This is a genomic window from Vibrio owensii CAIM 1854 = LMG 25443, assembly GCF_000817815.1.
Taxonomy (GTDB): Bacteria; Pseudomonadota; Gammaproteobacteria; order Enterobacterales; family Vibrionaceae; genus Vibrio; species Vibrio owensii.
The window spans coordinates 1-13,892 of sequence record NZ_JPRD01000073.1 but is presented as its reverse complement, the minus strand read 5'-3'; the positions used below and the strand labels follow the sequence as shown (position 1 = coordinate 13,892).

Below are 13,892 nucleotides of genomic sequence, written 5' to 3'. Positions count from 1 at the left end.
GCTCATCTTATTGCCTCGCAGCAAACAAAAAGGAGGACATTTGTCCTCCCTTCGATGTATCCGATCATAAATCAGATCAATACTTGCTTTAAAGTGCCTGAAGCACACTTATTCCTTCGCCACTATTTAGGATTCATGTCCCAAGTAACGCTTCTTGAAAGATGATGCCGCAGCAAATAGTGCTGTAGCTATGAACGTAAATGCGATACCCAATAAGTAAATGAATTCTTCATTGGCAAGCAACTCATAAACACTCAAAGAAAACACGAATAAGACTAAGAGAATATTGATACGGTGAAACCACGGTCTCTTAACTGAATGCAGTGCGTATCTCTTGACGAACATAAAAATTTTCCATTTGCTACAATAATTTATAAATCTATTTATAGACCCTTTTAATAATAAGCTTTTTGGAATATTTCTACACGAAATCTTTTACTTTACGCGCAAAAAATCACATTTTGTTGGGCTTATTGTTCAAAAGGCGTGGGGTTGCTTCCTAAATCCTTATAAAAAGCACCTTCAATAAAAGTATAGGTTTATAACTTATTGAGAATGAATAAATTTTGAGCTAAGAGAGACGCTTCACACTTTTACGTTCAATCAGTGTCGGCTCTAATTGCACAACCTGAGCTTCGTCAGACTTATCATCCAATTTACGCAACAATGTCTCTACAGCAGCTTGTCCAAGACGGTACTTAGGCTGATGAATAGTGGTGAGGGATGGCGACATAAACTTAGCGATGTGGATATCGTCATAACCAATGATAGAAAGCTGCTCAGGTACTTGAATACCCAACTCATTTGCCGCGTTAATTGCGCCCATGGCCATCATGTCGTTGGAAACAAAAATAGAACTTGGTAACGGACCACGTTCCGCCATTTTTTTGAAGGCTTGATAACCACCTTCGCATTCAAAGTCCGATTCAACAATCCAGTTGGCGTTGAACTCAAGCTCTGCTTCGATCATCGCGCGTTTGTAGCCTTCGTAACGCATTTGCGCTTGATGCTTAATTAATGGTCCAGTGATACAACCAATCTCTTTGTGACCACAATCGATAAGGTATTTGGCTGCCAAGTAACCACCACGAAGTGAGTTATCTTGGATCTTATCGCTTGTGAACAGCATTGGTCCCCAATCCATCACTACAACTGGAATATCAGGGTAACGTTCGAATACATCAATGCGCTCCCCTTCTAACGATGAACACATTAGAATCAGACCATCAACTCGCTTTTGTAGCAACGTATTGATGGAATCACGCATGCGTTCGTTATCGCCTTCAGTGTTACACAGGATCAGGCTATAGCCTTTATGGTAGCAACTGCGCTCAACACCTTTTACGACTTCACCGAAAAATGGGTTGGTTGAGGTAGTCACCAGCATACCAATGGTTTTGGTGCGATTGACTTTGAGGCTACGCGCCAAAGCTGAAGGCGCGTAGTAATTGAGCTCTTTGGCAGCGTTGTTGACTCGTTCCGAAATCTCTTCGCTGACAAAGCGAGTTTTGTTAATAACATGGCTCACAGTTGAGGTGGAAACCCCTGCCAGTTTTGCGATGTCTTTCATCGTTGCCATGTTATTACTCCTTAATTAGTTTTTAACCAGAAACTCCTCAACCTCTTTTCGGGTTGGAATGGAGGTTTGCGCGCCAAAGCGAGTTACTGAGATCGCTGCTGCTGCGTGGGCAAACTTAATCGCTGATTCTAAAGGTAAGTCTTCCAATAAACCAGTGACTAATGCCCCATTAAACGTATCGCCCGCCGCTGTGGTATCTGTTGCTTCTACGCGGAAACCAGGAATGATTTCACCGCGACCGTTTTGACTCAACCACACCCCTTTCGCACCGAGCGTGATCATGACAATTTCAATGCCTTTCGAATGCAGGATGTTTGCCGCTTCTTGTGCGCTGTCATCGTCCGTTACCGTCACACCTGTTAGTACTTCCGCTTCCGTTTCATTTGGTGTGATGACATCAATGCAAGACAGTAACTCATCAGACAATTCACGCGCTGGCGCTGGGTTCAGAATAACGTTGGTTTTGGCATCTTTCGCGATTCGCGCAGCTTTCTCGATGCCGCACATTGGCGTTTCTAGTTGCATCAACAAGTAATCAGCCTGACGAATGCGCTCTAGATCAGGCTCAATCGCCTCTGCAGTCAGCTTTGCGTTGGCTTCTGCTGAGATACAAATGCTGTTCTCGCCACTGTCCGCCACTTGAATCATGGCAATGCCCGTTGGACAGTTTGGCTGCATTTTCACGCCAGCAATATCGATGCCATCCATTTTGAAGTTCTCACGAATGTTGATGCCGAACGAATCATCACCCACACACGCAATAAAACCGATGTCTGCGTTTAATCGAGCTGCCGCCACAGCTTGGTTGGCACCCTTGCCACCTGGGATAACTTGATAGTTGCGACCATGCAGCGTCTCGCCAGGGCGAGGGAAAGAAGGCACTTGAAGAACATGGTCAGCGTTTACACTACCTAACACCACTAACTTATTCATACGGTTATCCTCGGTTCTGATTGAACCCTTTATATTTGAACAGGAGTAATAGGTTTACGCTCTTTTAAAAAACGTAAGCGTATTACGATTCAACTAGTTTTAATTTTCTAACTTACCGCTTTTGTTGTTTGGAATGACCCAACACACTCATTGGGTCATTCTGTTATCTTCAACAAAGAAGAATCACTGAGTCAGGCTCTAAACTTACTTAGTCACGACTTTAAGCGGAACAGGAATGTACTCCTCAACCTTCTCGCCTTTCAATACTTTGTCGGCCGTTTCTACACCCAAAGCACCAATAAGATCTGGCTGCTGCGCGATAGTTGCTGCTAGCTTGCCACGGTTAACTGCTGCAATGCCGTCGTCAGTGCCGTCGAAGCCAACGATGAGTACATCTTTACCAGACGCTTGAACTGCGCGAAGCGCACCCAGTGCCATCTCATCGTTCTGAGCAAATACTGCTTGAACGTCAGGGTTCGCTGCAAGCAAGTTTTCCATTACGTTCAGACCTTTAGTACGGTCAAAATCAGCAGGTTGGCTTGCTAGTAGCTCCATGTTGCTGCCCTTCACTGCTGTCATGAAGCCTTCACCACGCTCACGCGCCGCAGACGTACCGGCAATACCTTCTAGTTGGATAACTTTCGCTTTCTCACCTACTTTTTCCATGATGTAGTGACCAGCCATTTCGCCACCAACTACGTTGTCAGATGCGATGTGGCTCACTACGTCACCGCGGCTTGCACCACGGTCTAGTGTCAACACAGGGATCTTAGAACGGTTCGCCATACGAATCGCGTTTGACACAGCGTCTGAATCTGTTGGGTTAATCAGAATCGCTTTTACGCCACGAATCGTTAGGTCTTCGATGTTTGACAGTTCTTTACTCGGGTCATTTTGCGAGTCCAGTACAATCAAGTCGTATCCCAGTTCTTTCGCTTTCGCTTCTGCACCGTCTTTCATCGTTACGAAGAACGGGTTATTCAATGTAGAAACTACAATCGCCATTGTATCTTGAGCGTGCGCCGCTACCGATACGGTTGAAGAAAGAAGTGCAGCAGAGATAAGAGTTGCGAGTTTTTTCATCGTTCTAGTCCTTTGTGTAGGGTGAGCCAGCACACGTCCTCTGGCTCGGTTTGTATTCAGGATGTAATGGAGCTCTTTATTTTAAATATCAATTACTTGTTTTTGTTGTCTACCAGTACTGCTAGCAAGATAACCACTGCTTTCGCAATCATTTGGTAGTAAGAAGAAACATCGAGTAGGTTCAGCGCGTTGTTTAGGAAGCCGATGATCAGAGCACCAATCAATGTACCCATGATACGACCTTTACCGCCCATCAAGCTGGTGCCGCCAAGAACAACCGCTGCGATTGCATCTAGCTCATAACCCATACCTGCTGTTGGCTGCGCCGAAGACAGGCGAGACGTCACGATGATGCCTGCAAGCGCCGCCAACATACCGCAGATGGCGTATACACCAATTTTTACACGGTCAACGTTGATACCAGAAAGGCGCGTTGCTGATTCGTTGCCGCCAAGTGCGTACACATAGCGACCAAAACGAGTGTGGTTCAGTAGGTACCAAGCTGCCGCAAAGACAATCACCATCAACCAAACTGGAACCGGGATACCAAGTGCGTAACCTGTGCCAAACCATGCAAATGCATCTGCTGTGTCAGTAAAGCCCGTAGAGATAGGACGACCGTCGGTGTAAACCATGGTTACGCCGCGTAGTAACGTCATGGTAACCAGTGTTGCGATAAAGGCTTGAACCTTACCTTTGGCAATGATGATACCGCTGATCGCCCCCAAAGCTGCACCAGCGAACAATGCAGTCGGAACTGCGATAAGCACAGGCACTTCTAATGCAATCATGCTCGCGGCAAACGCACCACATAGTGCGAGTACAGAACCTACGCTTAGGTCGATGCCTGCGGTCAGGATAACCAACGTCATACCTACCGCGATGATTGCGTTAACTGAGGTTTGACGAAGGATATTAAGAATATTGTCTACCGTAAAAAAGTTCGGGTTCAAAAATGACACGACAACAATCAAAAATAACAGTGCAATCAGTGACTTTTGTTCAATCAGCCACTCTTTAGTGAACAGCTTCTTGCTGCCCGTTTCGTTTGGTTTGCTCATGGTATTAGTACTCATGCTGCTTCCTCATTGATCTTCTTGCCTACGGCACAAGCGAGTAGTGTTTCTTGGTCGGCGTCTTTCGCATCAAATTCGCCCGTGATTCGACCTTCGTGCATCACCATGATGCGGTCGCTCATGCCTAGCACTTCAGGCATCTCAGAAGAAACCAAGATGATGCTCATGCCATCGGCTTTAAATTTGTTGATTAGCTGGTAGATTTCTTTCTTCGCACCCACGTCGACGCCGCGAGTTGGCTCATCCAGAATCAGAACTTTAGGTTTGGTCATCAGCCCTTTTGCGATTGCCACTTTCTGCTGGTTACCACCAGACAGGTTACCAATGATTTGGTCTCGGGTTGGCGTTTTGATGTTGAACAGTTTGATGAAGTCTTCTACCGCCACGACTTCTTCGCCATGTTGGATTTGGAAGCCTTTGGTAAGTTTATCCAATGCACACAGAGACATGTTCTCCTTCACGGATAAGCCAAGCACCAAGCCATCGCCTTTACGGTCTTCAGAGATGTAAGCAATACCATTCGCCAAGCCATCTTGTGGGCTAACCGGGTTAATGGTCTTGTTGTCTAAGTTGATGACGCCACGCTCACTTGGTAGCGCGCCGTAAATCACCTTCATCAACTCTGTACGCCCCGCGCCCATCAAGCCTGACACACCAAGGATTTCACCACGTTGAAGCGTGAAGCTAATGTCATGAACACCCGAGCCCGTCAAACCAATCACTTCAAGACAAACATCACCATGCGTCACATCGATACGCGGGTATTGCTCTTCCAACTTACGACCAACCATCATTTCGATGAGTCCTTCTTCGTTGGTGTCTTTAACTTGGCATTCGCCAATGAACTTGCCGTCACGTAACACAGTAATGTCATCACAGATTTCGAAGATTTCTTTCAGACGGTGTGAGATGTAAACGATGCCGCAACCTTGGTCGCGAAGTTCGTTAATCACTTTAAACAGTGATTCCGTCTCTTTGTCGGTCAACGCATCCGTTGGTTCATCCATGATGATGACTTTGGATTCGAAAGACAGCGCTTTGGCAATCTCCACCATTTGCTGCTCACCAAGACTTAAATCACCAAGCAATGTTTTTGAAGAGTGCTTTACGTTAAGGCGTTGAAGCAACTTATCTGCTTCTTCGTACATTCTGCTCCACTGAATACGTCCCATCGTGCCGGTAAATTCACGACCTAAATAGATGTTTTCAGCAATCGTCAGCTCAGGGATCAAGTTCAATTCTTGGTGAATGATACTGATGCCCGCTTCTTGAGAATCACGCGGACCTTTAAACGCCGCTGGCTGACCTTGATATTTGATGCTTCCTGCATCCATGTGGTAGATGCCTGTAAGCACTTTCATCAAGGTCGACTTACCTGCCCCGTTCTCGCCCATCAGCGCCATCACTCGACCCGGGTATACATTAAGGCTGGCTTTATCCAACGCCTTAACACCCGGGAAGGCTTTCTCAATGTCGCTTAGTTGTAGAATGGCTTGAGTCATAATTTGTCCTCAATTAGTTGTGGCTTAAAACACCACGCCAGCTTGGAAAATCACGTTCGCATACGGTGTGCACTCGCCTGTTCTAACAACAGCGCGACTCTGTTCTGTACGAACTTTAAAATCTTCATGCGATACATAGTTAATCGCGATTTGCTTACCTGTTTGCTCACTCTCTTTGGTTAGTTCAGAGATCAGCGCATCGTGGTGAACTGGGCTAACTGTTGCGAATTCTTCAGCAATGATGACCCCTTCAATTTGGGACTCAGACAGAATCACGCGAACGGTATCAAGGAAACCAGGTACGCCATGAGTCAACGCTAAATCAATACGTTGTACATGATCAGGAATTGGCAAGCCCGCGTCACAAATGGTGATTTCGTCGGTATGACCCAGCGTCGCCACCAAGTAAGAAATTTCTGAGTTAATTAGGGTACTTTTTTTCATCTCATCGACCTTTCGGTTACACGTTCATACAACTGTGAGTGTCTCTCTTGGACTAATTTCTATATTGACAAAACACCCATCGAAACGTTTCGATGCAATAATAGAACGCCAAGGAGAATTGACCAGTCGCAGATCGATAAGGTGTGAGAATGATCCGTAATTGAAGCTTATGCGATGAAGAAAAAGATATTGGGGTCACATTTCACCATCGAAACGTTTCGATAAAACAAAAATCAATGAAAGGGAGACTGTCATAGGTGTATTACTCATTTGCACATTCATCCTGTAAATGTGTTTTGTGCTTTTGAAACGGTACAAATATGTCTAAAGTTTGAGACTTCTTCTGGTCAATCTCGTAAAAAACCGCACACAGCATCACAAATTAAGTAAGGGTGTCTGACTTTCGAAAATCACCCACTTACAATTTGAAAAACACAGAAATACTATCGTCATCCGTTCGGAACCTTTAAGTAGGGAACGTTTGTAGGGACACAAACGGAAATTGAAGAACCATAATGAAACTAAGCAATAGAGTTGTTTTGCTTGTCGCGCCAGTCATTCTTATTAGCGCGTTGGTGTCGAGTTACATCATTTATAGCATTCAAAAAGTCACATTGATCAAGCGAGAAGACAGCTACATTCAGCTGCAAATGGAGAAGCTCGCAGGGCAATTTCGTCAAGCCAATATCTTCCTCAACAGTTACGCCTATACCCTAGGGAAAAGTGAAGTTTTACAGGATTACTTCGTTAACCACGAAGACCCGTACCGAGAACGACAGCTATTCAACCGATTGGACGAAACGGTGGAAGTGCTGAGCCATGGTTATAATGGCGATGCGAACATGGCAATACTGGATGGCGACCAACACCTACTCTATTACACCGAGAATCAGTTTTATGAGTCCAACGGCAGCGTCGATCCTAAGATCCTCGAATACGTAGAAAAGAGCTATGCCCAGCACGGTAAAACCAGCCATACCGGCTTTATTTACAACTCAAGTGGGCAAAGCATACTCCTGCAGTACGAACTGTTCGATAAGCGAACGGGCGAGCACCCACCCAGCTTTGATCCGCACAACGCGTTCTTTGTTGTCGTCTCCGTCTCTCTCGAAGCATTTAATGACATCAAACACGAAATCGAATTTGATACCCACAGTGTCATCACATTTTCTGACAAACCGATTCACCTAGACATCCCCCTAGCCCAAACTATTGAACTCTTACCCCATTTCCACGCAATTTTGTCACCGGCAGAGTATTTAATGTGGAATAAGGTCGATAAGGTCTGGTTGGAGCTTGCTCTTTCGTTTGGTATAGCGTCGTTTTGTACCATCACTTTGATTGTCTTAGTTTTATATCGTTACGTGCTCAGCCCTGTTTCTAAACTGGACAAACAACTGCGCGAAATAGAAGCAAACAAGCGCACTAACATTGAAAAGCTAAACAGTGACGATGAAATTGGTCGCCTCTCTTCGCGCTTCTTCGACATGTATGAAGAACTCAATAATATCTATCATAAAACCAAGCACTTAGCGGAAACAGACCACCTAACTCAACTCGCGAACCGTCATCGTTTTCATGAGTTGGCAACTCGCGAGTTAGCTGATCCCTCTGAGCAACTTTGGGTTGTTTACATCGACCTAGATAACTTCAAGTACGTAAACGACAAATACGGCCACGAATTGGGTGATAAGCTATTACAAGTCTTCTCTCGTCATATAAAAAATGTCTGCCAGAAGTTTACCCAACAACACAACAGCCCTTGCTTTGGCGCTCGTTTGTCTGGCGATGAGTTTGCCATCCTACTGAGTACAAACCAAAAGAAAGCCGACATACCAGATATGTTCGCTTCAGAGTTACTCAAACCCATCCATAATCTGAGCCAATCTTCGACAAATTCGTTTCCGGTGACGGCAAGTGTTGGTATTGCTCAATATCCAAGAGATGGCGCTGATATTGCCAAGTTGCTTTCAAGTGCAGATGCGGCGATGTACCAAGCAAAACGCGGCGGCAAAAACCAATACGCTTACTATTCGGCGGCGCTCAATATTGAAGCTCAGCGCCGTAGCCAGATCGAACGCGCTTTACGTAAAGCCAATGTGGAAGACGAGTTCCATTTGGTTTTCCAGCCATACATGAACAGTCACGCCAATGAAATCGAGGGTCTGGAGGTTCTCTTACGTTGGGAAGCGGGAGGAATTGGTTCGATTCCACCAAAGGAATTCATCCCTATTGCGGAACAAACCGGGTTGTTCGAGAAAATCGACCGCTGGGTGTTTGCTAACGCCATGGAAGAGTACCACCAGCTTAAGAGTATTTTTGGCAAGGACATCATTTTATCCATTAACCTATCATCAGCAGAGCTGAACTCCCTCTCGATGGCCGAGTTCATCCACGACAAAGCGAAGCAAAATGGTGTGCCCCCTCACTGTATTGAGTTGGAAATCACAGAAACCTTCGCCGCAGACCAACAAGGTACTGCCCTGCTCGATGAACTAGCCCAACTTGGCTATAAGCTGGCAATTGATGACTTTGGCTCAGGCTATACCTCATTAACGCAATTGGTTCAGTATCCTGTTCAGAAAATAAAATTCGACCGGGAATTTCTGCTCACCTTGATGAATACTGACAACGGCCACGTTATCAAACCAATCATTGAACTGTGCCATGCGCAAAATAAAAAGGTAACGGCAGAAGGGATTGAGCATAACGTGATGCACGAATGGCTATCTTCGTATCGTTGTGACTTCATGCAAGGCTACTTGTTTGGTAAGCCCATGAACAAAGAGCAGCTAGATCAATGGTGGAAATCAGCTAACGACCAACCTTTCACCCGCTCTGATATTGCGTAGCTTAACGGCTTATATCGCTCATTGCAGAACAATTGAAACCCAACAAAAAAAGCAGCACCGTGTGTGCTGCTTTTTCGTGTTCTCAAAAGACAATTTAGCCTAGTGAACGTTTTCTCACATGCGCTTTAGCATATTAAGGGTAATGTTTGCTGAGTTGTCGGCCGTTGCTTTTTTAAGATCTGAGTAGACAACATCTGCCGAACCATCCGCTTTGTCTGAAATCGTACGGATAACGACGTAAGGTACTTTGAACGCATCTGCTACTTGGCCTAACGCTGCGCCTTCCATTTCCACAGCCATTGCGTTGTATTCTTGGTAGATACCCGTCACTTTCACTTTGCTTGCAATGAACTGGTCACCAGATGCGATAACGCCATGGTAAACACTCTCTTTGCCAAGCGTATCAACGGCTGCATCAAATGCGTATTTTTGCAGTGCTTTATCTGCGTAGAAGTAGCGCTCTTCGTAATCAGGCAGTAGACCTTTCGGCATATTGAATGCGGTTAGGTCAACATCGTGCTGAACCAAACGCGTAGAAACCACGACATCCAACGGGTCCAATTTAGGGTCGCTAGCACCAGCAATGCCCGTGAAGATCAGTTGGTCGACACCGAAAGATTCAATCAGAAGAGTGGTCGTCATTGCTGCATTGACCTTACCTACGCCGGATTTCGTCACGACAACGGTTTTGCCCTCAAGCTCCCCCGTGTAAAAGCGATGGCTACCAATTTTCTTTACTTGTTGGTTTTGGATTTTTGGCAATAGCGCTTCAACTTCGACATCCATCGCACCGACGATACCGATGGTCGAACCTGCAACGGAAGGAAGTGAGTACGCAGCAAGCATTAGAGCAAGAGATTTCTTCAACATGGGAATCCTGAAATGTAATACGCGCCACCAAAGTGTGACGCGACGCAAATTATACAATACATTCCCAAGGGAGCAATCGTTTGCATCAATCAACTAATACTGATTGATTAAGAAATTCTCAATTAATGAGAACGACTTAGCCATTTTTACTTTTTAAAGGAGAAACAACTCGATCTTTAACCCGAATCGTCAGCATAAAATAATCGCAAGCTGCACGGTTCGCATCCGTTGGATGACCCCAAGCCCCGCAAATATCAGCGCTGCTCTTCTGTCTCGTAAACTGGCGACATTGTCCGCATCGATAATTCATAACTCTTCCTTGAGTGATTTAATCCTGTCGACCAATTCTGTAGAGAATTACGCTTCATTCAGCGCAACTTCCACAGCGGCCTTAGCGTGAATCTCTGTTGTATCGTAAAGCTTCACGTCTGTGTGTTGAGGTTCAACTAACATCGCAATCTCAGTACAACCAAGAATGACCGCTTCAGCGCCCTCTTCAACTAACTTATCGATAATAGCGAGATACTGTTTACGAGAATCCTCACGAACTTCTCCTTTGCACAGCTCGTTATAGATAACCTCATGAACAATCGTTTGGTCATCTGAACTCGGTACGACGACATCAACACCAAATTTATCGATGAGTCGCTGCTTATAAAAGTCTTGCTCCATGGTAAAACGTGTACCAAGCAAACCAACCTTCTTAATGCCATCCGCCACCAGCTTCTCAGCGGTCGCATCAGCAATATGAACAAGCGGTACATTGACAGCTTGCTGAATTTGGTCAGCGACTTTATGCATGGTATTAGTACAAATCAGAATGAAGTCCGCACCGCCTGCTTCCACCGATTTTGCTGCTTGAGAAAGAATCGTGGCCGTGTCGTCCCATCGACCTTGATGTTGAAGTGTTTCAATTTCGGCGAAATCGACACTGTACAGACAGACTTTTCCTGAATGTAAACCGCCTAAACGCGCTTTCACTTCACGGTTAATGATCTGGTAATAGTTCGCGGTAGACTCCCATGACATACCACCAATTAGACCTATCGTTTTCATTTTCTTCCTTAATCGACGTGTACTTGAAAATCTTCACTGTAAAAAGCATCGAAGACCATTTCAATATCTCTTGGTAAAACTCGGCTCTGTGAAAGTGGTGGAATCTTATGCTGCGCGAAGAAGTCGATTTCCGAAACTTCAATGTTCTCTTTAGGCTCACCAGAAACGTATTCGCACAAAAAGAACATCTTATAGATGTGGAATGGATAAGGCGGCTGATAGTCATGCATCGCTCTGTCGCGAATCGCAATCAGCTTCGGTTTAGCAACCACGAGGCCAGACTCCTCCAACACTTCGCGTACAACCCCACTACTTGGCGTTTCACACACGTCAGCCCAACCACCAGGCAAAGTCCACCATCCGTCTTCGCGCTCTCTTACGAGAAGTATCTTGCCATCTTTTATCACCCCAGCACGTAGGTCGACTTTGGGTGTTGGATAACCCGATTCAGGGATAAACAAGTTTTGAATATCGGCAACTGACTTATCGCTGATGTCAGCAAACATCTGATGAGCGATGTCTTCTACCATTTTGAATCGTTCCAGATCGTAAGCATCTTTACTGTATGCTTCCCCTGCTTGAGCAATCGCCTGTAGTTGCTTTGCCCAATCTAACCACTTCGACATACACTTCCCTTTTTCAACTTACCTTTGCAGAAACTAGCATAACCAACTGAAAGCAAAGTTTATTTTTGATCAAGTTTTCGCAAAATATTTATCCGCTATATTTTTTTATAAGATAATTCGAATATTTTCGATATTTACAATTCAATCAAAAATATTATTACTCGTCACAAATATTATTTATGGAACTTCATTTATTAAACACAGTTCTTAGCGCTGTATTTAATCGAAGATATTCACTTAATGCGACGCGATCGACTTCCGTCGAGACTGGTGCATTTATTATTGGATACCAGTTAACGGATTCCGCTTCTAAGCTCTGAATATCACCTTGCCAGTTGGTCACCACATAATAGTGAATCAATTGCAGTTCTGTAGTTGGGTGATATAAAGAACATAAATAACCAAATTGAAGTGGCTTGATATTGAGCTCTTCCTCCAATTCTCTAAACAACGTTTGTTGTTGGGGTTCGTTAAACTCCATGTGACCGCCGGGTATTGCTATTGCCCCAGGATCAGATTCCTTATCCTTTGCTCTAGTTTCCAGCAACACTTGATCGCCCTTAACTAAGATAAATGAGACACACCCATGAACTTCCATCTTCATTGCCCTTTGATAACAGTTTTATAGCAAACTAACATAAATCATTTCGATGATGTGAACAGCTATAGTCAATAAATTGACCACATACAACAACCTAGCTGAACGTTTAGTTGAATATGCAGAATTAGGTATTCGCTTAATCTATCAATTGTCTGTAGTTGGGTAATGATTTGTTACGACTAGGATCACAGTCTAAAAAAATTTTGCACAATGCTAAGTATGAAATAAATACATTGAATTCAAACGGTATTTTTATTTCATTTATAATTAAACGACGTTTTATTAGCACCACTGCTTAGTAAATCACGGTAAACACAGTTTTATTAATTACCCAAATCGGCTAGTATTTGTCTTGAAGATTTTTAAAGTCATCGATTAACCTCTCAATGTTGATTAATTTCAGCGAGTTAGTTGGCAGAACTCTACCAAATACCAAAAATGGTTCGGTAATACGTGTCACTACGCATAATAGGAAACGTTGAGAATAGAATTAAATTGATGTGCATGCTGTATTAACGACTGCAAGACGCAATCGCTGAATTTGCTACACCAAGAGTTTTATTTAGTACAAATGAAAAAGCTATTTTTATTATTGATATGGACATCGCTTACGGTTTCACCTTTTGCCTTTGCTCACCACTCATCAGCGAAAGCAACGGAAACTAAAGCTACCAAGCAACTTGTTGAAAAGACATTTAAAGAAGCCAATTTGGAAGGAGTCATCGACTTCAGTTTATTCAACGATGCATTTTTAGCTTACAAAAAAGCACATGACCGTAAAAAGCCAGTATTAACCATCATCGACTACAGTAAACCCTCTACTGAAAAACGCTTTTATGTGGTCGATTTAGATAAGAAAAAACTTATCTTTAATACCTATGTTTCTCACGGCGTAAATAGTGGTAAAAAGACTGCGACAAAGTTTTCTAACGTAGTGAACTCTCGTAAGACTTCTTTAGGTACGTTTTTAACTGATACCACTTACTATGGTTCTAACGGATACTCGCTGCGACTCGATGGATTAACATCTGGTGTCAACGACAAGGCACGTGAGCGTTACATCGTGGTTCATGGCGCAGACTACGCAAACCCTTCTTTTATCAAGAAGAATGGCTATCTTGGCCGCAGTTGGGGTTGCCCAGCACTACCGCAAAAGTTATCACGACAAATCATTGATACCATTAAAGGTGGCAGCGTTATCTACGCAAGCGCTTAACGCCGCTTTTACCAAGTTCAAAAAGGGAGCAGATTTGCTCTAATGCCGTTCACT

Annotated in this window: 13 protein-coding genes; 2 read left to right on the top strand and 11 right to left on the bottom strand. The window is 44.2% G+C overall.

Annotated features, from left to right (window positions below; genetic code table 11):
• Positions 1–126: 126 nt before the first annotated feature.
• The 7 genes from H735_RS27855 to rbsD all read right to left on the bottom strand — a co-directional run bounded on the left by H735_RS27855 (position 127) and on the right by rbsD (position 6,617).
• Positions 127–345, bottom strand: coding sequence for a hypothetical protein (locus H735_RS27855; RefSeq protein WP_005452242.1), 219 nt, complete (start codon positions 343–345; stop codon positions 127–129).
• Between the two features lie 226 nt (positions 346–571).
• Entirely contained in the window at positions 572–1,579 is a 1,008-nt protein-coding gene (locus H735_RS27850) for a substrate-binding domain-containing protein (protein WP_005452243.1), read from the bottom strand.
• Between the two features lie 15 nt (positions 1,580–1,594).
• Positions 1,595–2,512, bottom strand: a complete 918-nt coding sequence (gene rbsK / locus H735_RS27845; protein ID WP_005452244.1) for a ribokinase — start codon at positions 2,510–2,512, stop codon at positions 1,595–1,597.
• 204 nt (positions 2,513–2,716) lie between these two features.
• A complete protein-coding gene (gene rbsB / locus H735_RS27840) occupies positions 2,717–3,595 on the bottom strand; it encodes a ribose ABC transporter substrate-binding protein RbsB (protein ID WP_005452246.1) in 879 nt (292 codons plus the stop codon).
• A 92-nt stretch (positions 3,596–3,687) separates the two neighbouring features.
• Positions 3,688–4,671: a ribose ABC transporter permease gene (rbsC, locus tag H735_RS27835; RefSeq protein WP_005452248.1), complete on the bottom strand. Its 984-nt coding sequence runs from the start codon at positions 4,669–4,671 to the stop codon at positions 3,688–3,690.
• The gene (rbsA, locus tag H735_RS27830; protein WP_020197536.1) at positions 4,668–6,173 is read right to left on the bottom strand and encodes a ribose ABC transporter ATP-binding protein RbsA; all 1,506 of its coding nucleotides are present in this window, start codon (positions 6,171–6,173) and stop codon (positions 4,668–4,670) included. Before rbsA ends, rbsC begins: the two co-directional genes overlap by 4 nt.
• 24 nt (positions 6,174–6,197) lie before the next feature.
• Positions 6,198–6,617 carry a D-ribose pyranase gene (rbsD, locus tag H735_RS27825; RefSeq protein WP_009696124.1) on the bottom strand — a complete coding sequence of 140 codons (420 nt, stop codon included), beginning with the start codon at positions 6,615–6,617 and terminating at the stop codon, positions 6,198–6,200.
• Positions 6,618–7,132: 515 nt separating this feature from the next.
• Here rbsD and H735_RS27820 point away from each other — a divergent pair.
• On the top strand, positions 7,133–9,469 hold the full coding sequence (locus tag H735_RS27820; RefSeq protein ID WP_020197535.1) for an EAL domain-containing protein: 2,337 nt from the start codon (positions 7,133–7,135) through the stop codon (positions 9,467–9,469).
• 114 nt (positions 9,470–9,583) lie between these two features.
• On the opposite strand, the gene H735_RS27815 is transcribed toward H735_RS27820, so the two are convergent.
• The 4 genes from H735_RS27815 to H735_RS27800 all read right to left on the bottom strand — a co-directional run bounded on the left by H735_RS27815 (position 9,584) and on the right by H735_RS27800 (position 12,619).
• Positions 9,584–10,339, bottom strand: a complete 756-nt coding sequence (locus tag H735_RS27815; protein ID WP_020197534.1) for a 5'-methylthioadenosine/adenosylhomocysteine nucleosidase — start codon at positions 10,337–10,339, stop codon at positions 9,584–9,586.
• A 357-nt stretch (positions 10,340–10,696) separates the two neighbouring features.
• The gene (locus H735_RS27810; protein WP_020197533.1) at positions 10,697–11,395 is read right to left on the bottom strand and encodes an aspartate/glutamate racemase family protein; all 699 of its coding nucleotides are present in this window, start codon (positions 11,393–11,395) and stop codon (positions 10,697–10,699) included.
• 8 nt (positions 11,396–11,403) lie between these two features.
• Entirely contained in the window at positions 11,404–12,021 is a 618-nt protein-coding gene (locus H735_RS27805; protein ID WP_020197532.1) for an NUDIX hydrolase, read from the bottom strand.
• 187 nt (positions 12,022–12,208) lie between these two features.
• Positions 12,209–12,619: an NUDIX hydrolase gene (locus H735_RS27800; protein WP_020197531.1), complete on the bottom strand. Its 411-nt coding sequence runs from the start codon at positions 12,617–12,619 to the stop codon at positions 12,209–12,211.
• A gap of 574 nt (positions 12,620–13,193) precedes the next feature.
• Here H735_RS27800 and H735_RS27795 point away from each other — a divergent pair.
• The gene (locus tag H735_RS27795) at positions 13,194–13,838 is read left to right on the top strand and encodes a murein L,D-transpeptidase catalytic domain family protein (protein ID WP_020197530.1); all 645 of its coding nucleotides are present in this window, start codon (positions 13,194–13,196) and stop codon (positions 13,836–13,838) included.
• Positions 13,839–13,892 lie beyond the last annotated feature (54 nt).